The organism is Amycolatopsis alba DSM 44262 (assembly GCF_000384215.1).
GTDB classification, from domain to species: Bacteria; Actinomycetota; Actinomycetes; order Mycobacteriales; family Pseudonocardiaceae; genus Amycolatopsis; species Amycolatopsis alba.
This window is the reverse complement of sequence record NZ_KB913032.1, coordinates 5,966,465-5,992,908: the sequence shown is the minus strand read 5'-3', so window position 1 is coordinate 5,992,908 and position 26,444 is coordinate 5,966,465. Positions and strand designations below refer to the sequence as shown.

The window sequence follows — 26,444 nt, the reverse complement described above, 5'->3', positions numbered from 1 at the left end:
AGCCCGCCATGATCACGAACTTCCTGCTCGACCACTCCGCCCTGGTGCCGGTCGCGATCCTGCTGGTCGCGCTCGTCTGCGCCGGCCTCGGCCTGCTGTTCGCGGGCAGGCGCCGGATCCTGTGGGCCCTCGCCGGGGTGTCGCTGGTCCTGGTCTTCGCGCTGACGCTGGTGCCCACCGGCCGCACGATCGACGAGGTCGGGTGCACGGTCCAGTTCTGGCTGCCCACGCTCGGTGCCGTGGAACTCCTGGCCAACATCGCGCTGTTCCTGCCGCCGGTCTACTTCGCCGCGCTGGCCTCCCGGCGCCCGCTGACGATGCTCGCGGCGGGCTCGGGGCTGTCCGTCGTGGTCGAGGCCCTGCAGGCGTTCGTGCCCGCGATCGGCCGTGCCTGCGACACCAACGACTGGCTGATGAACACCATCGGCGCCGTCCTCGGCGTCCTTCTCGCGGCGGGAACGGTGTGGCTGGTGAACCGCCGCGCTCAGTCGGGCAGTTCGACCGGCGCGATGTCGTCGTAGACGTCGCCCGGACCAGGGTTCGCCGGATCCGTCTCGCCACCGAAGTGGTGCAGGACGCCCCACACCGCGTTGAGCGCCGTCTGGACGGCGCCTTCGGCCCAGCCCGCCGTCCACGAAACGTCGTCACCGGCGAGGAAGAGACCGCGGTGGCGTTCCTCCAGCCTGTCCTGCTTGAAATGCGTGAACAGCCGGTGCTGGTAGCGGTAGTGGCCGGGCAGGTTCGCCTTGAACGCGCCCATGAAATGCGGTTCGGCCTCCCAGGACACGGTTACCGGGTCGCCGATGATGTGCCGCCGGACGTCGACGCCCGGATAGATCTCCTTCAGCGACTGGAGCATCACCTCGACCCGCTCGGACGCCGAGAGCGGCAGCCACTTCAGCGAATCGTCGGCCCACGTGTAGGACAGGCAGATCACCGCGGGCGCGTCCGGATCGTCGCCGAGCAGGTAGGTGCCGCGCGGCATGCGATCGGTCAGCGTCATGCTCATCGTGTCGCGGCCGGTCTCGGGGTCCTTGTCCAGCCAGAACGGCCGGTCCACCGGGACGAAGACCTTCGACGACTCCATGTAGTGCGTGCGCTCGATCGCCGTCCAGTGGTCGATCGGGAACAGCGCCTCGTCGCATTCGATCTTCGACAGCAGCATCCAGCTCTGCGCGGTGAACACCGCCGCCGGGTAGGTGCGGATGCGGCCTTCGGTGTCGGTCACGGTGATGTTGCCCGGCGCGGTGCGGTGCAGCCGGGCGACGCCGGGGTTCGGGCTTCCGCCGTGCAGCGAGCTCAAACTCGTCCCCGCCTGCCAGTACGCGATGTCCTCGGGCGCGTGGTCCCACAGCCGCAGCGGAAGCTGCCTGCTGCCGCCGGTGATGCTGCGGTGCTCGTCGTCGGCGCCGGTGTAGACCACCCGCAGGATCTCCAGGATGGAGTTCGGGAAGTCGGTGTCCCAGCCGCCGGTGCCGAAGCCGACCTGCCCGAAGATTTCGCGGTCGCGGAAGGAGGCGAACGCGGGTGACTGGCAGAGGAAGCCGTAGAACGTCTGGTCGTCCAGGCGTGGCACGAGTTCGTTCCACAGCCGCTTGATCGTCTTCGTGTCGCGCTCGCGGATCGCCTTCTGCATCTCGGTGAACGCGGCCTGCTCGGCCAGCGTGCTGTCCCAGGCGGCCGCGACCTTGCCGAAGTCCGCGGGGAGTTCGTCCGCCGAACGCGCGTAGTGGCTCTCCCCCTTGAGATCGACGACGGTGCTCGAGGTTCCCGGCGCCAGCGGGTTCGGGAACGGCGTGGTCTCCAGGCCGACCTTGTCGATGTAGTGGAAGAGCGCGGTCGACGCCGGCGGGAAGCGCATCGCGCCCATCTCCGCGACGAGGTCGTCCGGGCAGCCCGGGAAGGTGACCGTGCGCAGGCGGCCGCCGATCTCGGCGATCTCGTAGACCACCGGGCGGAGGCCGAGTTTCATCAGCTCGTACGCGGTGACGATGCCCGAGAGGCCGCCGCCGATCACCGCCACCTCGGTGCCGTGCCGGTCGGCGGGGAGCGAGCCGAGACCGGCCGGGTGGGCGAGGAAGTCGTCGTAGGCGAACGGGAAGTCGGGCCCGAACATGGTGATCGGGCGGCCTGCCGGTTCGTCGTGGTGGATCGCGGTCGGGAGGGCGGAGGTCATGCGGAAAGTCCTCGGTACAGATCGGGCCGTCGGTCGGCCAGGTGGGTGTTCTCCAGTCGTGACGCGACGAGCGCGTCGCGGGTGACGTCGGCGCTGATCAGCTCCGGACCGGCGCCCGCGCGGGCGAGCATCTCGCCGGTCGGGGCGACGACGCAGGATCGCCCGCAGTAGGTCAGGTCCTGTTCGGTGTCGCAGCGGTTCGCGTACGCGACGAAGAGCTGGCTTTCGTAGGCGCGGGCGGGCACCAGCGTGTCGGCGACCAGTTCGTACGGGCTCATCAGCGCGGTCGGCACCACGAGCAGTTCGGTGCCAGCCAGCGCGTGGGCCCGCACCAGTTCGGGGAACTCGACGTCGTAGCAGATCAGCAGGCCGATCCGGAGGCCGTCGAGCTCGGCCTGCACGACCGCCTCGGCGCCCGGCTCGAACCAGTCGCGGTCGATGTCGCCGAACAGATGGGTCTTGCGGTAGTTCGCCAGACGGCGTCCGTCCGGGCCGATCAGCTGGACGGCGTTGTACACCCGGCCGCCGTCGGACTCGGGGTAGCCATAGGCCAGCGCGGTGCCGGTTTCCCTTGCCAGCGCGGACATCCGGGCCGCCGTCGGGCCGTCGGCCGGTTCGGCGAGCTCATGGGACCCGGCGCCGATGTGGTAGCCGGTGGTGATCATCTCGGCGGCGACCACGAGGTCGGCGCCCGACACCGCGACGGCGGACGGCAGCTCGGCGTAGGAGCCCTGATGAACGGCGATCTTCACGCCACGACGATATCTACCGTTTTGATGCGCAGAAAAGGGCGAATCATTGCGTATGACGTTGGCAGACCATTGACCTGATGCGGTTCGGCGCAATTCTGCGGCGATTTGTTGTCTTGGTCACCCGCCGGGCGGGGACTCCTCCGCCTGGTCGTCAGCCCAGCCGAGCGCCTCGGTGATGGCCTTCTCCGCGATGGCCGACATCGTCGACATGTAGGTACCGCTGACGTGGTTGTCGTCGAGGTAGACGAGCACGTTGCCGATCACCGGCGGGCAGACCTCGGCCGTGCAGAAGTAGTCGCTGAAGTCGATGAACCGCACATTCGGCGGCAGATCCGACAGCGTCTCGTACGGCGGCTCCTCCGCGTAGAGGTCGTAGCGCGGGGTGGCGCACTCAGGCGCCTCCGCGCCGCGGCTCTCCACGCAAGCCGACGGCGACTGGCCGAAGCGCGGGTTGTCCCGCACGGCCAGCACCGGGATCCCCGCCTCGTCGACCTTGCGCCACTGGGCGACGTAGCCGCCGGGAACCCGCTCCTCGACACCGGTTCGCACGTCCCTGGTGCCGATCGTCATCACCGCGTCGGGCCGGGTCGTGACGATCTCGTCCACCACGGCGGAGTTCCAGTCGATACAGGCCTGGTCACCCGGCACGGCGTCGGAGTCGGTGGAGAACGGGCAGCCGCCGCGGAGGATCGAGGTCACCTCCCAGTTCCGCTGTTCGGCGATCGGCAGCAGGGCGCCGAGGAACTGCCCCGCGTGCGAGTCTCCGGTGACCACGATCCGGCGGGTGGGATGCCCCGAGGTCTCCGAGGTGCAGACCTCGAGATCGGCGTTGCGCGGGGACACCCCGCAGCGGGCCGGGTCGATGCCCGCCCAGTCTTCGGACACGGCGACGAACGACGGGACGAGAGCGGCGTCGGCGGCGCCCCAGTACTTGAAGCCTTCGGTGTGGGCGAGCGCGCCGGGGTGGTCGGGGTCGTCGACCGCGATCGAATAGGTGTCCGCCTGGCTCACGCTCACCCACTGCCAGGCACCCGTCGCGGCGAGCACGGCAGCGAGTGTCGCGACGCCGAATCGGTAGGCGCCCCACCGGGTCCGGGCTCCGATCTCGGACGCGCGGATCGGTTTTTCGACCAGGTGGTGGGTCAGCACCGCGAGGACGAAGGCGAGCGCGATGATCACCGCGCCGCCGCGGAGGCCGACCTCTACCCGGTCACGGGCGACGAGGTAGAACACCAGGACCGGCCAGTGCCAGAGGTAGAGCGCATAGCTCAGGTCACCCAGGTACTTGAGCGGGCGGCTGGACAGGAAGCGGTCCGCGCCACCCTTGAACCCGGTGTCGCCGGCGAGGATCACCAGCGCGGCCGAAAGCGTCGGCCACAGCGCGAGGTAGCCGGGGAAGACCGTCCCGACCTGGAGCACCAGCCCGCAGGAAACGAGCCCCGCGACCCCAGCCCAGCCGAACACGACCCGCGCGGGCCGGGCGACCCGGACACGGTCGAGGACCAAGGCGAGCAGACCGCCGAGCGCGAACTCCCAGGCCCTGGTCAGCGAATCGAAGTACGCCAGCGGCTGGTCGACCGCGGTGAGCCACACCGAGTAGGCCAGCGAAGCCGCGAACACCATGCCCAGGGTCGTGAGCAGCAGCGGAAGGACGTTCCGCCCCGCCTTCTTGGCGATCAGCAGCACCAGCCCGACCAGCAGCGGCCAGACCACGTAGAACTGACCCTGGATCGACAGCGACCAGAAGTGCTGGACCACGCTGGCCGAGTTGTGCTGCGCGAAGTAGTCGGTGGAATCCGCCGCCAGCTGCCAGTTCTCCAGGTAGAGCGCGGAGGCGACGACCTCCTTGATCGTCTGGAACCAGCGGTTCTGCGGCAGCAGCACCGTGCTCGCCGCAATGACCAGCAGCAACACCGTGAGCGCGGCGGGGAACAGCCGTTTGATCATCCGGCCCCACATCGGCCGGTACTCGATCTTCCCGCGCGACGCCGCGCGGTAGAGCTGGCCGGTGACGAGGAACCCGGAGATCAGGAAGAACGCGTCGACGCCGCCGGAGATCCGGCCGAGCCACACGTGGTAGACGACCACCAGCACACACGCCAGCGCCCGCAGCCCCTGGATCTCCGGGCGAAACCGCCGCTCCGTCTCCCGCACACACCACCACCATGATCACCGGGCACCGACGGGCGGGGACCCTACGGCAGGAAGCTGTGAACGAGCTTAGTTCGGATGATCGGATGACTCGCCGGTGGCGCGACACCGATCACGCGTGATCAGACGGACGACACTCGGCGACGGCCGAGTCCTACGCGTGTCGTCCGTCTGATCACGCGCGCCGTCCGCCCAGTCACGTGTGTCGTCCCACCGGTCACGTGAGTTCGCCGTCTGATCACGCGAGTTCCGTCTCTGATCACGCGAGTCACGGGGAGTCGTGCGGGTCAGGTCGACTTCTGGCCGTCGATGCTCTCGCGCAGGATGTCGGCGTGACCGGCGTGCTGCGCGGTCTCGGCGATGACGTGCGTCAGCACCCGGCGCACGCTGCGCACCGCGCCCGGCGGGTTCCACGGCGCGTCCGGCAGCGGATGCGCCGCGGACAGGTCGGGGATCGACGAGACGATCTCCTTCGTTCGCGTGGCCACCTGTTCGTAGCGCTCGAGGATCGACGCCAGGGTGTCGCCGGGCAGCATCCGGAAGTTGTTCTGGTGGTCGATCGCCCACTGCGGGTACTCGCGGGCGGTCCCAGCGCCGAGGTCGGCCCAGGTGACGCCTTCCGGCAGGTCGTAGGCCATCGCGGACGGGCCTTCGACCGCGAAGCGCAGCCACATCTCCTCGATCGAGGCGACGTGTTTGATCAGGCCGCCGAGGCTCAGCTCGCTGACCGTCGGGTGCTCGTCGAGCTGTTCGTCCGTGAGCCCCTTGACCGTGGCGGTCAGCGTGGCGCGGACGGTGTCGAGGGCTTCGAGCAGGTCGGCGTGTTCGGCGTCGAGGTTGGTGGCGGTCATCGGGCCCTCCGGGTTGTCGTTTTCTGGCACACGACAACTCTCGCAGGAGTAGAGGACAGGGTGTGGCCGCTACTGGCGGCATCATGGAAAACATGCCGAAGACTTCCGCACGTCTGCTGTCGATGCTCTCGTTGCTGCAGGCCCGCCGCGACTGGCCGGGAGCGCTGCTGGCCGAGCGGCTCGACATCAGTCCGCGCACCGTGCGGCGCGACGTCGACAGGCTTCGCGAGCTCGGCTACCCCATCGCGACCGTCAAAGGTCCCGACGGCGGGTACCGGCTCGACGCGGGATCCGAACTGCCGCCGCTGCTGTTCGACGACGATCAGGCGGTCGCGCTGGCCGTCGCGCTCCAGATCGCCACCACCAGTGGCGCGGGGATCGAAGAAGCGGCGATGCGGGCGCTGCACACCGTCCGGCAGGTGATGCCCTCGCGGCTGCGGCGCCGGATCGACACCCTGCGGGTGACCGCCGTCGAGTCCCCCGCGAGCCGGTCGGACCCCCGCGTGGACGGCGAAGTCCTGCTGGCGCTCGGAGCGGCCGTGCACGCCCGCGAGATCCTGCGGTTCGACTACGCGGGAGCGGCGACACCGCGCCGTGCGGAACCGCATCATCTCGTCACCTGGCACGGACGCTGGTACCTCGTCGCCTGGGACCTGGACCGCGCGGACTGGCGCACCTTCCGGGCCGACCGGATCACCCCGCGCACCCCGGCCGGTCCGCGCTTCACCCCGCGTGACCTGCCCGCCCCCGATGTCGCCACCTTCGTCGCGAGCCGGTTCCAGGGCTCGTCCGGAACCGGCGAATGGCCGTGCCGGGGCGAGGTGATCCTCGACCTTCCCGCCGCGGCGGTGGCCCATTACGTCCGGGACGGTGTCGTCGAAGAGGCCGGGCCGGATCGGTGCCGTCTGGTGCTGGGTTCGTGGTCGTGGGCCGGGCTGGCGGCGAGTATCGGGCGGTTCGACGCGGACGTCGAGGTCGTCGGGCCCGCTGAGCTGAAGGAAGCCTTCGCCGTCCTGGCCCGCCGATACGCGAAGGCGGCAGGGCCACGGACGAGGTCCCGAGCGCCACGCTCGAGACGTTGAGCGTCCCGTGCGTGGCGCTCGAGACTCTCGGCACCGTCATCCGCTCACGACTTGTGGTGCACCTCCTGCAGGCCGAACACCGGCGTCGGGATGCCCTCGTAGCGCGCTTTCAGCTGTAGTGCGAGGTAAAGCGAGTAGTGCCGGGACTGGTGCAGGTTCCCGCCGTGGAACCACAGCCCCTCCTGCCGGGTGGGCTTCCACATGTTGCGCTGCTCCCCTTCCCACGGGCCGGGGTCCTTCGTCGTGTCCGAGCCGAGGCCCCAGCACTTGCCGACCAGGTCCGCGGTCTCCTGACCGACGAGGTCGGCGACCCAGCCGTTCATCGAGCCGTAGCCGGTGGCGTAGACGACGACGTCCGCCTCGAGTTCCGTGCCGTCGGACAGCACGACCGCGTCACGGGTCAGGTGGTCGACCTGGCCGTGGGCCAGGTTGATCTTCCCGTCGGCCACCAGTTCCGACGCGCCGACGTCGATGTAGTAGCCCGATCCGCGGCGCAGGTACTTCAGGAACAGGCCGGATCCGTCATCGCCCCAGTCGTGCCGGAACCCCGCCGCCTCCAGCCGCGCGTAGAAGTCCTTGTCCCGCTCGCGGATCGCGTCGTACACCGGGATCTGGAACTGCGGCATGATCCGGTACGGGATCGACGCGAAGATCATGTCCGCCTTGTCGGTGGTGATCCCCGCCTGGACCGCGCGTTCCGAATACAGATCGCCGAGCCCCAGGTCCATCAGGGAATCCGACTTGACGATATGCGTCGAGGACCGCTGCACCATGGTGACGTCGGCGCCGTGTTCCCACAGCGCGGCGCAGATGTCGTGCGCGGAGTTGTTGGAGCCGACCACGACGGCCTTCTTGCCCGTGTAGGCGTCCGGGCCGGGGTGCTGTGACGAATGGTGCTGATCGCCCTCGAAGTCGTCCATCCCCGTGAACGACGGGAGATACGGCTTGCCCGACATCCCGGTTGCGAACACCACGTGCCGCGGCGTGAGCGCCAGCTCCTCGCCCTCGCGCACGACGGTCACCAGCCACTGCTGTTTCTCCTCGTCCCAGGACGCGGAGGTCACCTCGGTGCTGGTCCAGTACGGCACCTCCATGAGCCGCGTGTACATCTCCAGCCAGTCGGCGATCTTGTCCTTGGGCGCGAACACCGGCCAGTTGTCCGGGAACGGCAGATAGGGCAGGTGGTCGTACCAGACCGGGTCGTGCAGGCACAGGTTCTTGTACCGCTTGCGCCACGAATCGCCCGGCCGTTCGTTGCGTTCCAGGACGAGCGCCGGCACGTCGAGCTGCCGCAGCCTGGCTCCGAGCGCGATACCGCCCTGCCCGCCGCCGATGACGACGACGTACGGCTGCACCTCGTACCCGAGCCGGGTCTGTTCCTCCTCGCGCTTCTCGGCCCAGGACTTCCGGCCGCGCACGACGCCGTGCTCGACACCTTTCGACCGCTGTTCGTTGCGCCGATCCTCGAAGCCCTTCAGCTCGCGCAGGCTCGTCAGCAGCGTCCAGGCGCCCTCGTCCTTCAGCCGCAAGTGGCCTTTCGCGCGCCCCGTCGCGGTTTCGAACTCCAGCCACGCTTCGGTCACGCCGTCGGCTTCAGTCGGCGTCTCGGTGGTACGGAAGCCCGACGGCTCGATCCGGTCGAGACAGGCGCCGAGCAGGCCGGCGATCCCGTCGCGACCTTCGACCGTCTTGATCGTCCAGGTGAACGCGACCAGGTCCCGCCAGTAACTGTCGACGGCGAAGAGCGCGGCGGCGGCTTCGGCGTCACAGGTGACGAGGGCCGCTTCGAACCGGCTCAGCCAGGCATCGACCCGAGCCTGCGGCGAGCCCGTCGCCTCGATCCGGTCCACCGTCTGTGTCATGGCCACTCCCAAACCTCGGCGTTTCGGCTGTTACCCCGATCACACGCCGCGGGCGGGCGGAGCGGCAAGGGTTGCAGCGTGTTGCAGCACGGCTCCATGGCGCACTCGGTCCGGCCGACCTATGCTGATCCGTCGACGCGATGGTGCGGAGGTGACCCGTGGGCGTGAACAGCTCGGTCCCGCCCGGCGCCGACCTGCCGATGCACGCCCGCGACCTGGTCCGGATGCACGAAGCCGTGATCGGCGGCGGCCGCCCGCGCGTCCGGCCCCGGCCGCTGGTGTCGCGGTCGTGGTCACGCGCGCTGAGCCTGGGGCTCGCCGCCGACGGCGTGAACACCCGCGATTCCGTTTCGCTCGACGAGGTCGCCCGCCGTCGCCGCGCCTCGCCACTGCGGCATGTCGTCGAAGTCCTTGGGCAGGTGCTCGGGACGACGTCCGACACGGCGAACATGCTGCTGGTGGTGACCGACGCCGAGGGCGTCATCCTCTGGCGGGCGGGCTCGCCCTCGGTCAAGCGCCGCGCCGACACCCTGGGCTTCACCGAAGGCGCCGACTGGACCGAGACCAGGGTCGGCACCAACGCGATCGGCACCGCGCTCGCCGAGGCCGCGCCGGTGGAACTGCTCGCCGGGGAGCATTTCGAACAGGGCCAGCATCCCTGGTACTGCACGGCGTCGCCGGTGCACGATCCGCGCACCGGCGACCTGCTCGGGGTGATCGACGTCAGCGGGCCCGCGCTGACCCTGCACCCGGCGATCGGCGCGCTGGTGGAGACCGGGCGACGGCTGGCCGAATCCGAACTCTGGCGGCATCACCAGCAGGGCCTGGACAGGCTGCGCCGAACCGCCGAACCGGTGGTGGCGGGCGCAGGAGGCCCGGCGCTGCTGGTGGACGACGACGGCTGGGTGGCCCATTCCGCCGGCATCGTGCCCGGAGCGCGGATCGCCGCCCCCGTGGAGGGCCGGATCCTCGCCGTTCCTGGATTGGGCGCCTGCCTGCCCGAGCGGCTGACCGAAGGCTGGCTCGTGCGCCCGGCCGACACCGCGCGCCGGGTCCGGCTGGACCTCGAACTCGGGCACGCGCCACTGCTGCGGATGCGGTCGGGCGACGTCGGCTGGGTGCGCACCGTGACACCCCGGCACGCCGGGATCCTGGTGCAGCTCCGCACGGCCGGCCCGGCCGGGCTTTCGGCGGAAGCGCTCAGCCGGGCGCTCTACGGCGACGCCGAACACCTCGTCACCGTCCGCGCCGAGGTCTCCCGGCTGCGACGGCTGCTCGGCGCCATCGTGGACACCCGGCCGTACCGGCTGGCCGCGGGCGTCGATCTATCTGTCCATAAAGGACTTGAAGTCGGCGGCTGAGCGTCCGCCCCAGCACGCTCCCTCAGCACCAGGTGTCGCGAAAGCCACTTTCGGGACACCAGACGTCCCGAAAGTGGCTTTCGCGACACCTCAAGACGCACGAGCAGCCGAACACGACGCGGTTGCCTTACCCCTCACTAGACGCGGGGCTCGCGGCGCCACTCCCGACCTTCGAGCCTGGCCTTCACCCGCAGCAAGGTGGCCGCGATATTGGCCTGGTTGATCCCGGCGCGATCGGGTTCACCGGTGATGAAGATGGCCATCGGGATGAACCACCGCGGCACCCGGAGCCAGTTCGTGACGGTGACGCGGCTGCCGTCGCCGTCGGGCTTGATGTCGTACTCCCAGCGGGAAATCGGGACGAAGAACGGGGTGCGCACCCGGTAGGCGAACCGGCGTCCCGCCTCGGCCTCGACGATCTCGGCGTGGGTCACCCAGCGCCGCAGGCCGTTGCGGTTGCTGCCCGCGAACCAGTTCCCGACGCGTGCCTCGGTCGCGCCGCGGATCCAGCGGGCCTTGCGCAGTTCCTCGGTGCACTCCGCCATCGCGACAGGATCGCTGACGAGCCGGTACACCTTGTCGGGCGCTGCGTCGATCGTGACCTCGCCGGTCGCGATCGGTTCGCTGTAGGTCAGCTTGTCTCTCGGCTTGGTCACCATCGCGCCCTCCCGGTCGGCCTCGTCAGCGCACCAGCACGAGGGCGGCCGGTCAAGACCGGTCGCGAGAAGGGCGCACTTTCGCATAAATCCCGGTGGGTCAGGTCGTCGGTTCGGCAGGAAAAGTGACCTCGAAGCCCAGTGCCCGCAACAGCCCGGTCAGCATCGCCTTGGTGTTCGCCCTTGCCCGTTCGATCAGTCCGGAGTGCTGCGCGGCTTCGGCGATCCGCTTCTCGGCGGCGACGTAGAACTCCCGCTGGTCCTGCGCGGACACCAGCGCCGAAAGCCTGTCGAGCAGACCACGCTCCTGGCCGAAGACGTAGCTGCGCTCGTTGTCCAAAGCGGGTTTCGCCAGCTTGGGTTCGGGCAGCCGCACTTCGACCGACCGCCGGTCTTCCGAGACGGTGAGGGAATTCTCCACCAGCGGTCCGAAGTCGACGTACGCGTCGACAGAGCCCGCCGCCACGAACAGGGTCCGTTCCCCGGCGATGCTCGACGGCACCCACTTGACGTCCTTCTCGATGTCGACGACGACCTGGTAGTCGCCTGCCGCCGCGTGGTACTGGCTCAGATCGCGGACCGCCTGGAGCACCGCGGGCTGCGAACGGTCCACAGTGGACGTTCCGAACGGGTCGAGCTTCGGCAGCAGCCCGGTGAGCTGCAGTGCCGCGCCGACGATCAGGATTCCGGCCAGGGCGAACGCCCCGAGGCGCACCCAGCGTTTCTTCACGCCCACCACCCGCCTCTCCAGTGCAGGGAGTACCCGGCGGACGTCGTCCCGAAGCGCCGGAACCGGTTTCTCGGACGATCGGCGGAACCGGATTCCGCACTTGGAGTAGTTTGGCCGCATGCAGAACGTCTTGCCCGCGCCGGAGAAGACCGGGCTGAACATCTCGGTGCTGCACTGGTCGGGTTTCCTCGGAATCGCCGTGCTGGTGCTGGTCACCTCCGGGATCGGCCTGCCCTCGGTGCTGGTGGTGGCGCTCGGGGTCACCGGCATGGCCACGCTGGCGCTGTCCTGGCTGGGCATCGGACGGCTCGCCGCCTGGCTGCCCGAACGGCGGCTGCACTGGATCGCGGCCTCCTGGTGCGCGCCGCTGCTTCTCGCGCGCCCGCTGTTCAGCGGTGACATCAACAGCTATCTGGCGCAGGGCCTGATAGCGGCCAAGGGGTTCGACACCTATCTCGTGGGACCTGCGGAGGCGCTCGGCGCCGACTCGCCGGTGACGCTCGCGGTCAGCCACTACTGGCGGGACACCCCCGCGCCGTACGGTCCGGCGTTCGTCGCGCTGGCCCGCACGATCGCCCACATCGCGGGCGACGGCTTCGTCCCGACCCTGCTGCTGCACCGCCTGCTGGGGCTGGCCGGTATCGCGCTGATGGCGTGGGCGCTCCCCCGGCTCGCCCGCCGCGCCGGGGTCTCGCCGTCGATCGCCTTGTGGCTGGCCCTGCTCAACCCGCTGGTGCTGTGGCACATCGTGGCGGGCGTGCACAACGACGGGCTCATGGTCGGGCTGATGGTGGCCGGGCTGGAACTCGTCCTCATGGGCGCGGCGAAGACCGGCGCCGCCCGGCCCGCGCTGATCGCGGCGGGCGTGGTCGCGGTGAGCACGGGCGCGAACGTCAAGATCGTGGCCGTCGCGGGCCTGCTGTTCGTCGGCGTCGACCTGTTCCGCCGAGCGACGTCGTCAGGCCGGGTCGCGGTGGCGCTCGGGCTGCCCGCCGGATTCGCGGCGGTCACCGTGGCGATCTCGCTCGGCAGCGGGCTCGGGTTCGGCTGGATCCGCGTACTCTCCGGGGTTTCGGGCCAGGTGCACAGCTGGATGGCGCCCACCAACGAACTCGGCTTCCTCGTCGGCGGGGTGGGCAAGATCTTCGAAGCGGATCTCACCGACGGCGCGATCAAGCTGTTCTCGCTCGTCGGCGCGATCCTCGGCCTCGCCGTCGGGGCGAGGCTTTTGTGGCTCACCTACCGGGAAAAGATGCACCCGCTCTACGGCGCGGGGCTCACCTTCGCCGCGATGCTGGTGCTCGGTCCGGTCGTGCAGCCTTGGTACCTGCTGTGGGCGGTCGCCCTGCTCGCCGTGAGCCTGACGACCGACCGCGGCCGGTGGATCCTCGCCGGGATCAGCGCGCTGTTCGGCGTTCTGCTCCCGCCCGCGAACGGCGGCGCCGTGTCACTCGCGCTGGGTTACCTGATCGCCGTCGTGCTCATCGGCGGCACCCTGTTCTTCCTGAAGCGGCGGAATCTGTTGCCGGAGATCAGGTTCCGCAAGAGCCGGACGTAAGGGCTCCAGCGAGCGGGTGCCCGGACCGTGCCGGTGAGTTCACGCTCGGCACGGTCCAGGCAGTCCTCCAGCAAGGCGTCGTGCATCGGCCGCCACAGCAGCGGGTACGTGAGCCAAGCGGGATTCCGGAGCTTCAGCACCATGAGGTGCACGAGCTCGGTCTCCTCGGTTTCCGTCGCCCGCGTCGTGAACTCGTGGAACCCGTCGAAGCCGCGGGGCGCGGTGAACCGGAACCTCACGGACTTCCCGGTTTCGTAGGACTCGACGCGATACCGCACCGGCCCGTGCCCGCCGTCGGCTCCGGCACCGAGCGGCCGGTCGAACCGCATCGGCGGCCACGCGCCGACGGGCCAAAGCCTGTCGTCGTCAGTGGACAGTGTGTCGATCAGCTCGCCCACGCGCTCTTGCGTCACGTCGACGATCCGGGAATGCCTGTTCCACACGCGCATCGCGCCTCCCAGTTCTAGAGACCTTCCACTAAAACCATAGTAGAGGATAGTCTCTGAAAATGGGACGGCCACCGCGGCACACCGCCGACGACTTCCTCGACGCCGCCGTACGGATCTTCGCCACCGAAGGAGCCGCCGGGGTGACCATGTCGGCCGTCGCCCGCGAGGTCGGCGCGCCAAGCGGATCGATCTACCATCGCTTCCCCGGCCGCCCGGCCCTGCTCGCCGCCGTCTGGTTCCGCACCCTGACCCGCTTCCAGCAGGGCTACCTCGAAGCCCTCGAACGGGAACCGGTCACGGAGGCCGCCGTAGAAGCCGCCGCCCAGGTCGTCCGCTGGTGCCGCGCCCATCCCGCCGAGGGGAAACTGCTCTACGGGGGCGATCGCGTGCTGGGCGTCGACGACTGGAGCGCCGAAGACCGCGCCCGCGCCGAAGACGCCAATCACCGTCTGGACGCGGCGATCACCAAGGTCGTCCGACGGCTGCGTCCGCTGACCGGCCGGAGCACCGACGAGCTGATGCTGGCCCTCGTGGACCTCCCTTACGCCGCGGTCAGGCGACACCTCGATCGGGGCGAGGCACCGCCGCCACGCACCGTCGACCTGGTCGCGAGGACGACCCGCACACTGCTGTCCGGCTGAACTCAGGACCGGACCGGGATCGCGATGGAGAACTCGCCGCCGTCGATCAGGTCGAGCAGCAGGCGGACGGCCCGGCCGGGCGGCCGCCCTCCCCTGGTGGCGATGGTCAGCGGCCAGGCGAGGCCGGGTTCGTCGAGCGGGATGGTCCGCACCCCGGAGAGCAGCCGGAGATCGGGCACGACGGCGATGCCGAGCCCCGCGGCCACATAAGCGGGCACCGCGCGCAGGTCGGCGACCTCGACGACGACGCGCCGCGGGGTCCCGATCGCCTCGAAGGCACGGTCCAGCGCGACCCGGTTTCCGAAGCCGCGCGGATTGTCCACGAACGACTCGCCCGCGAGATCCGCCAAGGTCAGCGACCGCCGGTCACGGAGCCGGTGGCCCTCGGGCAGCACGACGACGAACGGCGCCGAGCCGACCAGCTTGGTGTCGAGCCCGGCGAGATCGGATTCGGGCAGCCCGAGCAGGGCGATGTCGAGCCTGCCCTGACGCAGGTCCTCCGCCAGTCCGGTCGATCCGGCGATCGACACCGTGACCTGCAGTTCCACCAGCGGATACCGCCGGTGGAAGGCGCCGAGCAGATCGGGCAGGTCGAGGTCCCCGACGCTGGTCAAGGTGCCGACGCGGAGACTGCCGCGCAGGCCGGCGGAGGCGTCGGCGACCACCTCGCGCGCCCTGTCGACGGCTTCCAGCGCGGCCTTGGCCTCGGGCAGGAACACCGTGCCCGCCGCGGAAAGCGCGACCCGCCTCGTCGACCGGTCGAACAGCTTGACACCCAGCTCGCCTTCGAGGGCCTGGATCGTCGCCGACACGGTGGACTGGACCGCGTACAGCCGTCGAGCGGCACGGGTGAAACTGAGTTCCTCGGCGACGGCGACGAAACATTCGAGCTGACGGGTCTCCACGACCGTGAATTATCGCAGTTTCGGATAACTGTGACCAGTATTGTTCGTTGGACTTGGATGATCCGCGGACGCACAGTGGAGACATGCTGAACAGCGCCACTCTCCCCCGTCCCGCGCTCGGGCGGATCAGTCACGGCCGAGGCTTCTGGGTCATCGCGGCCGCCTACGCCGCCTCACTGGCCTTCTCCACCGTCCCCACTCCCCTCTACGTGCTCTACCAGCAGCGTGACGGCTTCCCGACCTACGTCGTGACCATCGTGTTCGCGGCGTACGCGGTCGGCGTGATGGGCAGCCTGTACCTCGCCGGTCACGTCAGCGACTGGCTGGGGCGACGGCGGGTGATCCTCGCCGCGACCCTGGTCCAGGCGCTTTCCGCGACGCTCTTCCTGGTCTGGCCTGACGTTCCGGGACTGATCCTGGCCAGGCTCGTCGGCGGCGCGGGGATCGGCGCGCTGACCGCGACCGCCACCGCGCACCTGTCCGAGCTGCGCGCCGTCGCCCGGCCGCGCGAGGACCACGGCCGGGCCGGGCTGATCGCGACGGTGGTCAACATGGGCGGGCTATCGCTCGGCCCCTTGTTCGGCGGCATCTTCGCGAGCTACTCGGCCGAGCCGCTCACCACGCCGTTCGTGTTCTTCCTGGTGCTGCTGCTCGCCTCGGCCATCGCGGTCGCGCTGGTGCCGGAAACGGTGGAACGCGCCGAAGAGCGGCCCGCTTACCGGCCACAACGCGTCTCGCTGCCGTCGAGCGCACGACCCGCTTTCTTCGGCGCGGCGATCGGCGCGTTCGCGGCCTTCGCGATCACGGGGCTGTTCATGGCGCTGACACCGACGTTGCTGGCGCAGGGCATGCACGAAAGCTCCCGGATGCTGGCCGGTCTCGCGTCGTTCTCGGTGTTCGTCGCGGCGGCCGGGGCGCAGGTGGTCTTCACTGGTCTGGCGAGGCGGACCCAGCTGCGGCTCGGCCTCGCGCTGATGGTGACCGGGCTGGTGGCGTTGCCGGTCGCGGTGACGGCGTCGCAGCTGTGGCTCTTCCTCGCGGGTGGGATCGTGGCGGGCGCCGGGGTCGGGCTCGGTTTCCGCGCCTCGGTGGCCACCGTCGCCGCCCTCGCCGAGCCACCGGTGCGCGGCGAGGTGCTCGCGGCACTGTTCCTCGCCGCCTACGCCGGACTGGTATTGCCCATCCTGCTCGTCGGCATTTCGCTGATCTGGCTGCCGAGCGCGTGGGCGCTGATCGGGTTCTCCGTACTGGAACTGGGTTTGCTCGCCTGGTCCGCGCCGAAGGTGCTGACCGGCTGACCGTCCACAGTGGCCGGTCCCGGTGGTGATCCTCGTCAACCCGCGGGCACCCGCAAGGAAAGTGTGCGATCCTGGTCGTGGAACCTCCTGATCGAGGTCCCCGGACGAGTGGGTGCCGTACCCGGCCAGCGACAAGACGGCACTCTGGGAGCGCGTCATGTCGTGGCTTGTCCTTGTTGTTTCGGGTGTTCTGGAAGCCGTGTGGGCCACCGCCCTCGGCAAGTCCGAAGGATTCTCCCGGCCCGTACCGTCGGTGATCTTCGGCGTGACGCTGGTGGCGAGCATGGCGGGTCTCGCCTACGCGATGAAGGATCTCCCGGTCGGCACCGCCTACGCGGTCTGGGTCGGGATCGGCGCCTCGCTCACCGTCGCCTACGGCATGTGGTCCGGTGCGGAAACCGTTTCACTGGCCAGAATCCTGCTGATCGTGGGAATCGTCGCCTGCGTGGTGGGCCTGAAAGTCCTGCACTGAGCCGGAAAGGGGACCGCCCCCGACGCACGGACGACGTCGGGGGCGGTCGGTCCGGGCTCACCCCTGCGTGTGGCCCGGACGGCTAGGCGGTCAGGCGCGCGCCCAAAGCGCGGGGACGTTCGGCGGCTCCCAACCTGCCTGTGCGGTGTGCCCCTGGAGGGCGCGGTAGGAAACGCCGTTGTAGGTGACCGTCGCACCCGCGGCGTAGGTGGTACCGGCCGCCCAGGTTCCGGTGGGCGGGTTCGACGTCGTGTTGGTCGGCGTCGTGGTGGTGCTGCTCGGCGGGTTCGAACCCGAAGTCACCAGCCGCAGGCCGTAGACGCTCAGGATCACCGAGACCGGCTGGAAGTAGAACGTGCCGCCCGAGGTGCAGTTGCCGGAACCGCCGGAGGTGACGCCCTGGGCCTGGTCACCCGCGAGCCACGAGCCGCCGGAGTCACCCGGTTCGGCGCAGGCGTTGGTCCGGGTGAGGCCGGTGACGGTGCCCTGCGGGTAGCTCACCGAGGCGTTCTTCTGCTGGATGGTGCCGCAGTGCCAGCCCGTGGTGGAACCGGAACGGCAGACCGAGGCGCCGATCGCGGCCTCCTGCGAACCCGCCACCGGCACGGTGCCGGGGTAGCGGTTCACCAGCGGCTGCGGGGTGTTGCCCGCGTCGACCCGGACCCACGCGTAGTCGTTGCCGGGGAAGGTGGAGCCCGCGACGGTCCCGCTCGGGTTCGAGGTCCGCGTGCCGGTGGTGCCGCAGTGCCCGGCGGTCACGAAGCCGCCCTCGACCGAGAAGCCGATCGAGCACCGGCCCGAACCGAAGGTGTAGGCGTTCCCGCCGATGACGTCGATCAGCGGGACCGGGCTTTCGGTGCTGGTTTCGACCCGCACCGCGTCGGCGCGCACCCCGGACGCGGTCGCCCACGACTTCGCGGCGGCCTCGCCACCGGCGTGGGCCAGCACGACGATCGAGTTGGTGGTGGTGTCGACGTACCAGCCCGGCACGTTCTTCGGCGCGCTGGTTCCCTTGGCGTCCAACGACCGCTTCGCCGCGTCGAGCTGGGCGGCACTCCGCGCGACGGTCTTCGGGGTCGCGCCTGCCGCACGGACGGTGCCCTCCAGCGCCGCGTCGGTGACCGCGACGGTCAGGTTGGTCCCGGCCGCGTCCAGCCACGATCCGGCGTAGGACGGACCGAGCCGGGTCTTGAGAGCACTGTCGGCGAGCGCCGCCTTCTGCTCTTCCGCGAGGCGGGACCTGGCCTGCTCCGGGCTGATCTTCAGGTCGCGCGACAGGGCCGCGACGATCTCCGACTGGACCTGGTCTGCGGCCGTGACGGTCTGCCCGGCGCTGGCGCTCGGCGTCAGCGCGACGGCCGTGACCAGGCCCGCGCCGGTCAGGGCCGCCGCGGCGGCCGCTACGATCTTTCGGTTCATTTCAGGCGTTCCCTCAGCGACGTTCCGGAAGAAGATCTCGTCCAGACGGTACGAGGCGCCTGCTACAAAAGGTACATACCATTTAGGTCATATCCACCAAGTGGACTGGACCTTTCGACAACTTCCGCGCAGGTCAGCGCACTCCGGCATCCGTGTAGTCCACGCCGTAACCAGGGTTCAACTCGAGATACTTCGAGTAGGTCGGCCGCCGGTCGATCAGTTCGCCGTACACCGCGCGGGACAGGGCGATCATCTCCGCGGCGAAGGGCCCCATCTCCCCCCGTTCGGACCAGCCGACGAGATTCCGCCAGCTCAACGGATTCCCGGCGATCGGGACGGCGACGATACCGGGGATCTCATGGAACAGCGGCTGGCACAGCACCACCGCGTGCCCCGATTCGACCATCTCGATACAGGTCAGCACGTCGGTCTCGTACAGCGAACGCGGCGTGAATCCCGACCGGGCGCACGCGGACGCGAAACAGTCGCCGAAACAGCCGTCCCCCGGCGTCGCGCACCATCTTTCCTCCGCCAGTTCACCGAGTTCGACCTCGTTCTGCTGCGCGCGCTCGTCACGCGCCGACATCAGCACGAACACCGGATGATGTGCGAGCGTCCGCCAGCGGAGACCGGGCTCCGGCGGCGGACCGGCGTCACCGCACACACCGACGAAGGCGAAGTCAAGCGCGCCCTCGAGGGTCATGTCCGCGAGTTTGTTGGACGACCACGACGTATGCGTCGCGACGTGGATGTCGGGATGGGTGGTGCCGAGGCGTTGCAGGAGTGCCCCGAGCATCGGTCCCGTCGCGGAACCGAGCCGCAGGGTCATCGGCTCGCCGGTGCCGGCGTGCTGGGCGAGGCGCGCGGCCTCGTCATGCAGCGACGACACGGCGGGGAGCACCATCTTTGCCCGGTCGAGGACAAGGAGGCCGAGCGCGGTCGGCCTGGTACCCGTGTGATCCCGGAGGAAGAGCTTCCCGCCGAGCGTCCGTTCGATGCGTTTCAGTTGCGCTGTCAGTGCAGGCTGCGCCATTCCGAGCGTGTTCGCCGCCTTCGTGATACTCCCGAGTTCAGCGATCGCGCACATGATGCGCAAGTGGCGCAGTTCCAGCTCCATCCCTCTACGTTAGTAGACATAACTGGACTGGACCAGGCAAACAATTGAGCCAAATGGCTTCGTATCGTCTTTGTTCGTGGTTGCCAACGATGTCAGCGATCTCGGGACCGGCGTGCGGTGGGACTCCTCATCGGCCACTCGAGGACCGGGACAGCGCAGGACATCCGGTCGATTCTCGACGTGGGCGGACGAAGTGATCGCGTAGTCGCGGATCACCGGATATCGCAAGGCCTGATCTGTATCCGGTACTACGATTCCACTGTGAACGCCGGCCCGCTTCGCCGGTCGGCCGGTCGCGCAGGCGGATCGCGAGCGGCAGATCACCCGCGACGCCGCGGGCGCAGGCCAGATCGTTCCGTGAGTTCAGCATGTCAGGGTGATCAGGACCCAGCACGCGCTCGCCGTCTTCCACGGAGGCCTCGAACAACGTGATCGCCCTGGTCAGGTCACCGGCACCCTGGTAAGCGGACGCCTCGGTGTTCCGAGCGCGCAGGGTGAAGGGATCGTCGGTAGAGCCGTTCACAACCGTTGCTCCCCCGTGCCGCGAGCACGATGGCCGTCGTGGGATCGCAGGACGGCTTGGAAGACTTCGATCGTTCCGGCGTCGGGGGTGATCGAGACAGGCCCTGGCTTGTTCGACAGCCAGTGGCAGCCACCCGAGTCCGGCGGCGTCGGCCAGTACCGCGTCCGGCCACCCGGCGCGGACCGTCCGGCCGAGCAGCTCGGCGGTGACACGGTGCTGACGTCCCGCCAACAGGAAAACCACGTCCGGCCGGGCCGGACGGCCACGTCGTACGACCACCGGATGTCGGCGGTCCGACGCTCACCGTCACGGGCGGTAACGGTTCGGGAACGGCACTCGTCCGCGTCGTTTCCACTCTCATAAAGTGCCTTTTTCGCACCCAGGGGAGGGTTCGTGCACATCCACGCGAGAAGGCGGTCCATCAGTTTCAGCGGCCGGACGGTCACGATCAAGGCGGCCGTCAAGGGGCTCAGCAACCGGAAGCACACGTTCAGCGTCGAGAAGATCAGCGGTATCAAGAACATCCCGCCGACGGCGTTCAAACCGGGAAGGCTCATCTTCGAAGTACCCGGCGCCCCCAAGACGATCGTCGAAGACGTGCCCATGTACGCCGACAAGGTGGACTTGAACACCTTCACCTACGGCGGCATGAATTCCAGGAACGTGAAAGAACTCGAAGCGGCGATCCGGAAGGTGATGGACACCTGAGTGTCCGGGTGGCAAGTCCGTGAAGGACTCCTTGAGGGACTCTGAGTCCCTCAAGGAGTCCTTCACGGACAAGGGAACTAGGTTTTCGCTTTGCGGTTCAGGAAGGCCGAAGCCCCGATCCCGTGCGCGGCGACGCTCGCCAGCACGGTCACCGCCATGACGCTCAGCGCGATGTCCGCCGCGTCCCCGTCGAGGGAGTTGTAGGCCAGCAGCCCGAACACGATCGACGCCGCGCCGCGCGGCGCCAGCAGGCCGATGGTCATCCGGTCCCGCCACCGGAAGTCCGTGCGCAGCAAGGTGAGCAGCACCGGGATCAGCCGGGCCACGGTGAGCGCGACGACGCTGACGATCACCACGCCCCAGGTGAGGCCGAACGACAGGACCAGCACCGCGGTGCTGCCGAAGACGAACCACATCAGCAGCCCGCACAGCGAACTGACGTCTTCGGCGAGCCCGAGTTCGTCCTCGTCGGGGTGCCTGGCGGTCTTGTAGGCGATACCGCAGATGAACGCGGCGACGAAACCGTTGCCGCCGATCGCGACGGCGGCGGTGTAGGTCAGCAGCGGCAACGCGACGGCCGCGACCCGCGCCGAGTGCCGGGTCGACCAGCCGTGCCTGCCGGTCACGTTCATCACCACCGCGGCCACCGCGCCGATGACCGAGCCGGCCAGCACGGCGAGCAGCGCCGCCGGGATCGCGGCCTGCAGCGCCTCACCCGGCGTGTTCGCCTGGTGTTTGCTCCCCGCCAGGGTGAGCGCGAAGATGAACACCGGTGCGACGACGCCGTCGTTGTACCCGCTTTCGACGTTCAGCAGGTGCCGCACGCGTTCGGGCACCCGGACGTCGTGCACCACCGATGTCGCCGGGGCGAAGTCGGTGGGCGCGATGATGCAGGCGATCAGCAGCACCGCCACCCAGCCGAGGCCCGGCAGCACCAGCAGGCCGACACCCATGACGATCAGGATCGTCAGCGGCAGCGCGATCAGCAGCAGCCGCACCGCGGTCTTGGCGTCGTGGCCGAGATAGCCGCCCTTGACCGCGGTGGCGTCGACGAACAGCAGCAGCGCGAGGATCAGTTCCGCCGCGTTGAGCGCGATCTCGGTGTTGAGCCCGTTGCCGAGATCGTTGCGGGTGCTGAACCCGATCGCCAGCCCCGCCGCGACCATCGCCATCGGCGCGGTGATCTGCCACCGTTCCAGCCGTGCCGCCGTCATCGTCCAAGCCAGCACGACCACCGCGCCGACGAGCACGCTCTGGATCATCTACCCCGCCCCTCGTTCCCGGTGGACTCCCCTGCCACCGGGAACGAGCATAGAGGCCGTCCACAAAGGATCGCCGATCACACCACCGCGCCGTTGTCGTCACGTTCCCGCGCCCGCGACGGTTTCCGAACCGGACGTCCTGCCCCTGGCCACCGCTTGTCGAGAAGAATCGCGACCGGGGCCGCGGTGGCCACAGTGGACACTGTGCCGGCGATGAGACCGAGCAGGAGCGCGAGGGCGAAGTCGGCCAGCGAACCGTCCCCGAGGAACAGCAGCGCCCCGAGCACGAACAGCACGCCGATCCCGGTGTTGATCGTCCTGGGCAGCGTCTGCAGCACCGCCGTGCCGACGACGCGGGCGAACGGCTCCTTGCGGCGCAGTCCCCGCACTTCCCGGACCCGGTCGAAGACCACCACCGAGTCGTTGACCGAGTAGCCGATCACCGTCAGCAGCGCGGCGAGGAAGACGCCGTCCATGGACTTGCCCAGCCAGGCGAAGATCCCGAGGATGATCAGGACGTCCTGGGCGAGCGCGGCCACCGTGGCCAGCCCGAGGCGCCAGTCGAACCGCACCGCCAGGTAGATCAGCTGCGCCAGCACCGCGAGGCCGAGCGCGATCACCGCCTTGGTGCGCAGTTCGGCGCCGAGGCTCGGGCCGATCTGCTCGTCGCGGATCTCGGTGGCGTCGCCCGCGACACCGGCGACGGCGGCCCGGATCCGTTCGGTGGCGGCCTCGTCGATCGGCTCGGTGCGGACGGAGATGTCCTTCTCACCGGACAGCTGGACGACGGCGCGGGGGAAGCCCGCGTCGGAGACCGCGTCGCGGACCTGTTCGACGTCGGCGGGCGCCGACGTGCTGTATTCGACCACCCGGCCGCCGGTGAACTCGACGCCGAGGCTCGGCCCGGCCACGAACAGTCCCGCGATCGCGGCGATGACGACCGCGCCCGCCACCATCAGCCAGCGTTTCGGTTTGCCGAGGAACTCCGGGTCACGCCGGTTCACCCAGTGGCGGACCTTGCCCTCGTGGGTGAGCCCGGAAAGCCGCGGTTTGCGCGCGATCACGCCCCGCATCGTCAGATGCAACAGCCAGCGCGTGAGCACGAGCGAGATGAACAGGGCGACGATCACGCCGATGGACAGCGTCACCCCGAACCCGCGCACCGGGCCGGACGCCAGCCAGAACAGGAGCCCCGCGGCGAGCAGGGTGGTCACGTTCGAATCGACGATCGCCGACAAAGCCCCGCTGAACCCCCGGCTGACCGACCGGGTCAGCGTGCCTCCTCGTTTGACCGAGTGTTCCTCTCTCGCCCTTTCGAAGACGAGCACCGTGGCGTCGACGGCCATGCCGATGGCCAGGACGAACCCGGCGAGCCCCGGCAAGGTCAGCGTCGCGCCGACGGCGAGCAGGGCGGCATACGAAACCGCGGCGTAGGCCACCAGCGCGCCCACCGCGACCAGTCCGGCCAGGCGGTACACGGCCAGCAGGAACAGCGCGGTCAGCGCCAGGCCGAGCACGGCGGCGCGGGCGCTGGCGTCGATCGCGGCCTCACCGAGGGTGGGGCCGACGGTCCGCTGCTCGATGATCTCGACCGGTGTCGGCAGCGCGCCCGCGTTGATCAGCAGCGCCAGATCCTTCGCCTCGGCCGGGGAGAACCGCCCGGTGATCTGGGTGCTCCCGCCGACGATCCCGACCCCGCAGGCGACCTGCGTGCCGACCTGCGGTGACGAGATCACCTTGTCGTCGAGCGCGATCGCCACCCGGCGGGTCGGATCACCGGGTGGGGCGCAGGCGGCCTGCCCGGTCAGCCGCTCCCAGGCGCGGCCGGAGTCCCCCTTGAAGTCCACGGAAACGAGCCAGCCGCCGCCACCCTGCGAATCGATCGACGAGCGTGCCTCGTCGACGCCTTCCCCGGTCAGCGCTGCCGGGCCGAGCGCGATCTGCTGACCGCTTTCGTCGGAAAGGACGCGGGCGTCCGGTGCGGCCCCCGCGCCGAGCACGGGATGGAAGGACAGTTGCGCGGTGCGGCCGATCACCTCGACGGCCTCACGCGGATCCCGCACGCCGGGCAGTTCGACGATGATCCGGTTGTCCCCGGAGCGGGCCAGCATGGGCTCGGCGACACCCAGCGCGTCGACCCGGCGGCGCAGCACCTCGAGCGTCCGGTCGGTGGTCTCCGCGCCGGCGGTGACGGTGGGCGAATCCTTGGTCTCCAGCACGATCTGCGTGCCACCACGCAGATCGAGCCCCAGACGAGGGGCGGTGGTCAGCAACAGGTACACGGTCGCGGCGAGGACGACCAGCGAGACGACGGCTCGCCCGGTCATGCCCCGCCGCGCGGTTTCGCGCGGCAAGAAGGTTTCTCCTCGATGAGTTCACCCGCGCGGAAAAGGCGCGCGGATTCCCGGTCCGGGCACGCGAAAGACGTGCCCGGCAGCTTCAGACGGCTACCGGGGAAGGAGGAGCGCGATCCCCCAGCGCGAGGCGGTTCGCCGTGCGCGAGGGAGGAGTGACGTCGTCGTGGAGTTCGCTGAGCCGGAGCAGCGTCGTCGACGCCGGTCCGTGCGGGACGGTGCCGAAGAGAGGAAGGTCACCGTGACCGTGCACACCCAGCAGCGAGGGTTCGGCGGCGAGCCTGCCCATGGCGCGCACCGGCGCCACGGCTTTGGAGACCGAGGAGTCGACCGTCGCGTTCGCCCCGCGCGACTCGTCCGCCGAAGCGGAATCACCCGAGTGGAGCGCGAGGAACAGGCCGAGCGCGGTCAGCACGGCGGCGCACAGGACCAGCACGGCCTGCCCGGCCGTCCGGTACCTCCGGCTCTCCAGCCGCTGCGCTGTCATCGACACACTCCCAGGTTCTCGCCGACACCATACCGATGACAGATACGGAAGTACGTATTAAAGTAGTGCTTCACTATGAAGCAAGTAGATGATTTCGCCCGTGATCGCGACAACCTGCTGTTCGACCCGCGGGTGCGGACCGCGCTCACCGGGTTCGCCGCCGACGGCGATCTCGGCGTCCTGGAGGCGGCCGCCGCGATCCGGGCGGCGGCCCGTGGCCTGGACAAACTGCGGTCGGCGGGAACCGACAGCCGCGGGCTCAGCCCCGGCGCGCTGGACATCCTGATCCGCTTGGCGGGCACCGGGACCGGCGTCAGCATCAAGGATCTCGCCGCCTCCGCCGGGGTGAGTTCGAGGAACGTGACCGGCCTGGTCGACACGCTGGAACGGGGCGGCCTCGCCGAACGCGTCCCCGCGCCGGAGGACCGGCGTTCCGTGCTCGCCAGGATCACTCCGGCGGGCAGGACCTGGCTCGACGAGTTCCGGCGGCCGTCACGGCTGGCGATGGCGGAGGTCTTCCGCGATTTCACGCCGGCCGAGACAGCCTTGGTGCGGCATCTCTGCCTGCGCGTGGTGGAAAACCAGGACCGACTGGCCCGTTATCTGGAGGAACGTTCATGACCGGCACGGCACGAGAGACAGTCCAGGCCTATCACCGGGCGAGATTCGCGGGGGACGTGCCCGCCGCGACCACCCTGCTCGGTGACGCCTTCACCTTCCGGAGCCCGATGATGACCGCCGACGCCGACGGGCACCTGGCCGGACTACCCGGTTTTCTCCAGGTCGTCACCGGCGTGGACATGATCAGCGAGCTGTACGGCGACGCGGAGGCCACCCTCGTCTACGACGTGCACACCGTCCTCCCGATGGGGATCCAGCGCACCGCCGAACATTTCCGGCTGCGGGAGGGCCGGATCGAGTCCATCACGCTGATCTTCGACGCGACTCCCTGGCATCCGGCGCTGGCCGCGGAAGGCCCGGCCTGATCAGCCGGAAGCCGCCCGCCGCCACAAGCGCGTGATCCCGGCGCGGACACGGTCCTCCCCCAGTTCGGGCAGCAGCGTGGTCAGATGCTCGGCCGCCAGCGGGGCCAGCAGTGCGTGCGCGGCGTGTTCGGGGTCGGGGACGCCGTCGAGCAGGATCGCCACGTGCCGGTGCCAGAACCGGTAGGCGCCGATGCGGTAGCGCGCGCCGGGCGCCGCCGTCTCCGACATCCGCACCAGGGGCAGGTGCTTGAGCACATAGTCGGCGTACGCGTCGGCGAAAGCCACGAGCCGCTCGACCGGCGGAGCACCGGGACCCAGCGGCGGCGGGCCGTGCAGGATCCCTTCCTGGAGCAGCCGTTCCCGCGCGTCCAGCAACGCGACTGCCAGGCCCGCCTTGTCGCCGAACCGGCGGAAAAGCGTCCCCTTGCCTACCCCCGCGGACGCCGCGACTTGATCCATGGACACCGTGTCGACGCCGTGCTCGGCGAACAGTGCCGCCGCCGCGTCCAGGATCGCGGCCCGGTTGCGCGCGGCGTCGGCACGCTCCTTGGGCGGCGGCGTGCGCAGGAGTTCCAGTGACGTTGCAGAAACGGACTGCGGTCCGCTATGGTCGGGAGGCACATACGGACTATAGTCCGATTAAC

At 69.6% G+C, this 26,444-nt stretch carries 26 protein-coding genes and 1 riboswitch; of the genes, 10 read left to right on the top strand and 16 right to left on the bottom strand.

Annotated features, from left to right (window positions below):
• Nucleotides 1-8: 8 nt before the first annotated feature.
• Complete coding sequence (locus AMYAL_RS0128190) at nucleotides 9-521, top strand: VanZ family protein (protein ID WP_020634624.1); 513 nt, start codon at nucleotides 9-11, stop codon at nucleotides 519-521.
• Here the strand turns inward: AMYAL_RS0128190 and AMYAL_RS0128185 are convergent.
• The 4 genes from AMYAL_RS0128185 to AMYAL_RS0128170 all read right to left on the bottom strand — a co-directional run bounded on the left by AMYAL_RS0128185 (nucleotide 485) and on the right by AMYAL_RS0128170 (nucleotide 5,930).
• A complete protein-coding gene (locus tag AMYAL_RS0128185; protein WP_020634623.1) occupies nucleotides 485-2,176 on the bottom strand; it encodes a flavin monoamine oxidase family protein in 1,692 nt (563 codons plus the stop codon). The two genes, AMYAL_RS0128190 and AMYAL_RS0128185, sit on opposite strands and share 37 nt — an antisense overlap.
• Nucleotides 2,173-2,928 (bottom strand): carbon-nitrogen hydrolase family protein, encoded by a 756-nt coding sequence (locus AMYAL_RS0128180; RefSeq protein WP_020634622.1) that lies wholly within the window; start codon nucleotides 2,926-2,928, stop codon nucleotides 2,173-2,175. The genes AMYAL_RS0128185 and AMYAL_RS0128180 overlap by 4 nt, the downstream gene beginning before the upstream one ends.
• Before the next feature lie 117 nt (nucleotides 2,929-3,045).
• The gene (locus tag AMYAL_RS0128175) at nucleotides 3,046-5,082 is read right to left on the bottom strand and encodes an acyltransferase family protein (RefSeq protein WP_020634621.1); all 2,037 of its coding nucleotides are present in this window, start codon (nucleotides 5,080-5,082) and stop codon (nucleotides 3,046-3,048) included.
• A gap of 284 nt (nucleotides 5,083-5,366) precedes the next feature.
• Nucleotides 5,367-5,930: a DinB family protein gene (locus tag AMYAL_RS0128170; protein WP_020634620.1), complete on the bottom strand. Its 564-nt coding sequence runs from the start codon at nucleotides 5,928-5,930 to the stop codon at nucleotides 5,367-5,369.
• A gap of 92 nt (nucleotides 5,931-6,022) precedes the next feature.
• Between AMYAL_RS0128170 and AMYAL_RS0128165 the strand changes: the two genes are divergently transcribed.
• Nucleotides 6,023-7,012, top strand: a complete 990-nt coding sequence (locus AMYAL_RS0128165) for a helix-turn-helix transcriptional regulator (protein WP_020634619.1) — start codon at nucleotides 6,023-6,025, stop codon at nucleotides 7,010-7,012.
• Between the two features lie 44 nt (nucleotides 7,013-7,056).
• Here the strand turns inward: AMYAL_RS0128165 and AMYAL_RS0128160 are convergent, their stop codons facing one another.
• On the bottom strand, nucleotides 7,057-8,874 hold the full coding sequence (locus AMYAL_RS0128160; RefSeq protein ID WP_020634618.1) for a flavin-containing monooxygenase: 1,818 nt from the start codon (nucleotides 8,872-8,874) through the stop codon (nucleotides 7,057-7,059).
• A 158-nt stretch (nucleotides 8,875-9,032) separates the two neighbouring features.
• Between AMYAL_RS0128160 and AMYAL_RS0128155 the strand changes: the two genes are divergently transcribed.
• On the top strand, nucleotides 9,033-10,235 hold the full coding sequence (locus AMYAL_RS0128155; protein ID WP_020634617.1) for a sigma-54-dependent transcriptional regulator family protein: 1,203 nt from the start codon (nucleotides 9,033-9,035) through the stop codon (nucleotides 10,233-10,235).
• 137 nt (nucleotides 10,236-10,372) lie between these two features.
• Here the strand turns inward: AMYAL_RS0128155 and AMYAL_RS0128150 are convergent, their stop codons facing one another.
• Nucleotides 10,373-10,894 carry an SRPBCC family protein gene (locus tag AMYAL_RS0128150; protein ID WP_020634616.1) on the bottom strand — a complete coding sequence of 174 codons (522 nt, stop codon included), beginning with the start codon at nucleotides 10,892-10,894 and terminating at the stop codon, nucleotides 10,373-10,375.
• A 97-nt stretch (nucleotides 10,895-10,991) separates the two neighbouring features.
• Entirely contained in the window at nucleotides 10,992-11,627 is a 636-nt protein-coding gene (locus tag AMYAL_RS0128145; protein ID WP_026467520.1) for a DUF4230 domain-containing protein, read from the bottom strand.
• A gap of 112 nt (nucleotides 11,628-11,739) precedes the next feature.
• Between AMYAL_RS0128145 and mptB the strand changes: the two genes are divergently transcribed.
• Entirely contained in the window at nucleotides 11,740-13,179 is a 1,440-nt protein-coding gene (gene mptB, locus AMYAL_RS0128140) for a polyprenol phosphomannose-dependent alpha 1,6 mannosyltransferase MptB (protein ID WP_020634614.1), read from the top strand.
• On the opposite strand, the gene AMYAL_RS49370 is transcribed toward mptB, so the two are convergent.
• Entirely contained in the window at nucleotides 13,083-13,628 is a 546-nt protein-coding gene (locus AMYAL_RS49370) for an SRPBCC family protein (protein ID WP_157358218.1), read from the bottom strand. The two genes, mptB and AMYAL_RS49370, sit on opposite strands and share 97 nt — an antisense overlap.
• 59 nt (nucleotides 13,629-13,687) lie before the next feature.
• Here AMYAL_RS49370 and AMYAL_RS0128130 point away from each other — a divergent pair, with 59 nt between their 5' ends.
• Nucleotides 13,688-14,269: a TetR/AcrR family transcriptional regulator gene (locus tag AMYAL_RS0128130; protein ID WP_020634612.1), complete on the top strand. Its 582-nt coding sequence runs from the start codon at nucleotides 13,688-13,690 to the stop codon at nucleotides 14,267-14,269.
• A gap of 2 nt (nucleotides 14,270-14,271) precedes the next feature.
• Here the strand turns inward: AMYAL_RS0128130 and AMYAL_RS0128125 are convergent, their stop codons facing one another.
• Nucleotides 14,272-15,174: a LysR family transcriptional regulator gene (locus AMYAL_RS0128125; RefSeq protein WP_020634611.1), complete on the bottom strand. Its 903-nt coding sequence runs from the start codon at nucleotides 15,172-15,174 to the stop codon at nucleotides 14,272-14,274.
• Between the two features lie 83 nt (nucleotides 15,175-15,257).
• Between AMYAL_RS0128125 and AMYAL_RS0128120 the strand changes: the two genes are divergently transcribed.
• Complete coding sequence (locus tag AMYAL_RS0128120; RefSeq protein ID WP_020634610.1) at nucleotides 15,258-16,472, top strand: MFS transporter; 1,215 nt, start codon at nucleotides 15,258-15,260, stop codon at nucleotides 16,470-16,472.
• 77 nt (nucleotides 16,473-16,549) lie between these two features.
• Nucleotides 16,550-16,618, top strand: a riboswitch (guanidine-III (ykkC-III) riboswitch).
• 11 nt (nucleotides 16,619-16,629) lie between these two features.
• Nucleotides 16,630-16,944 (top strand): DMT family transporter, encoded by a 315-nt coding sequence (locus AMYAL_RS0128115; protein ID WP_039795806.1) that lies wholly within the window; start codon nucleotides 16,630-16,632, stop codon nucleotides 16,942-16,944.
• Nucleotides 16,945-17,034: 90 nt separating this feature from the next.
• On the opposite strand, the gene AMYAL_RS0128110 is transcribed toward AMYAL_RS0128115, so the two are convergent.
• From AMYAL_RS0128110 to AMYAL_RS50440, 3 genes are all read right to left on the bottom strand, one after another.
• The gene (locus AMYAL_RS0128110) at nucleotides 17,035-18,363 is read right to left on the bottom strand and encodes an alpha-lytic protease prodomain-containing protein (protein ID WP_020634608.1); all 1,329 of its coding nucleotides are present in this window, start codon (nucleotides 18,361-18,363) and stop codon (nucleotides 17,035-17,037) included.
• 133 nt (nucleotides 18,364-18,496) lie between these two features.
• Complete coding sequence (locus AMYAL_RS0128105) at nucleotides 18,497-19,480, bottom strand: LysR family transcriptional regulator (protein WP_020634607.1); 984 nt, start codon at nucleotides 19,478-19,480, stop codon at nucleotides 18,497-18,499.
• A 127-nt stretch (nucleotides 19,481-19,607) separates the two neighbouring features.
• Complete coding sequence (locus AMYAL_RS50440) at nucleotides 19,608-20,003, bottom strand: tetratricopeptide repeat protein (RefSeq protein WP_245193093.1); 396 nt, start codon at nucleotides 20,001-20,003, stop codon at nucleotides 19,608-19,610.
• 393 nt (nucleotides 20,004-20,396) lie between these two features.
• Here AMYAL_RS50440 and AMYAL_RS0128095 point away from each other — a divergent pair, with 393 nt between their 5' ends.
• Complete coding sequence (locus AMYAL_RS0128095; protein WP_020634605.1) at nucleotides 20,397-20,711, top strand: hypothetical protein; 315 nt, start codon at nucleotides 20,397-20,399, stop codon at nucleotides 20,709-20,711.
• A gap of 77 nt (nucleotides 20,712-20,788) precedes the next feature.
• Here AMYAL_RS0128095 and AMYAL_RS0128090 read toward each other — a convergent pair whose 3' ends face one another.
• The 3 genes from AMYAL_RS0128090 to AMYAL_RS0128080 all read right to left on the bottom strand — a co-directional run bounded on the left by AMYAL_RS0128090 (nucleotide 20,789) and on the right by AMYAL_RS0128080 (nucleotide 24,814).
• Entirely contained in the window at nucleotides 20,789-21,973 is a 1,185-nt protein-coding gene (locus AMYAL_RS0128090) for a cation:proton antiporter (protein WP_020634604.1), read from the bottom strand.
• Between the two features lie 77 nt (nucleotides 21,974-22,050).
• Nucleotides 22,051-24,327, bottom strand: a complete 2,277-nt coding sequence (secD, locus tag AMYAL_RS0128085; protein WP_026467519.1) for a protein translocase subunit SecD — start codon at nucleotides 24,325-24,327, stop codon at nucleotides 22,051-22,053.
• An 85-nt stretch (nucleotides 24,328-24,412) separates the two neighbouring features.
• The gene (locus AMYAL_RS0128080) at nucleotides 24,413-24,814 is read right to left on the bottom strand and encodes a hypothetical protein (RefSeq protein ID WP_245193091.1); all 402 of its coding nucleotides are present in this window, start codon (nucleotides 24,812-24,814) and stop codon (nucleotides 24,413-24,415) included.
• A gap of 75 nt (nucleotides 24,815-24,889) precedes the next feature.
• On the opposite strand from AMYAL_RS0128080, the gene AMYAL_RS0128075 reads away from it, so the two are divergent.
• Both AMYAL_RS0128075 and AMYAL_RS0128070 read left to right on the top strand, forming a co-directional pair.
• A complete protein-coding gene (locus AMYAL_RS0128075; protein ID WP_020634601.1) occupies nucleotides 24,890-25,435 on the top strand; it encodes a MarR family winged helix-turn-helix transcriptional regulator in 546 nt (181 codons plus the stop codon).
• Complete coding sequence (locus AMYAL_RS0128070; protein WP_020634600.1) at nucleotides 25,432-25,800, top strand: nuclear transport factor 2-like protein; 369 nt, start codon at nucleotides 25,432-25,434, stop codon at nucleotides 25,798-25,800. Before AMYAL_RS0128075 ends, AMYAL_RS0128070 begins: the two co-directional genes overlap by 4 nt.
• Here the strand turns inward: AMYAL_RS0128070 and AMYAL_RS0128065 are convergent, their stop codons facing one another.
• Nucleotides 25,801-26,376, bottom strand: coding sequence for a TetR/AcrR family transcriptional regulator (locus AMYAL_RS0128065; RefSeq protein ID WP_026467517.1), 576 nt, complete (start codon nucleotides 26,374-26,376; stop codon nucleotides 25,801-25,803).
• Nucleotides 26,377-26,444 lie beyond the last annotated feature (68 nt).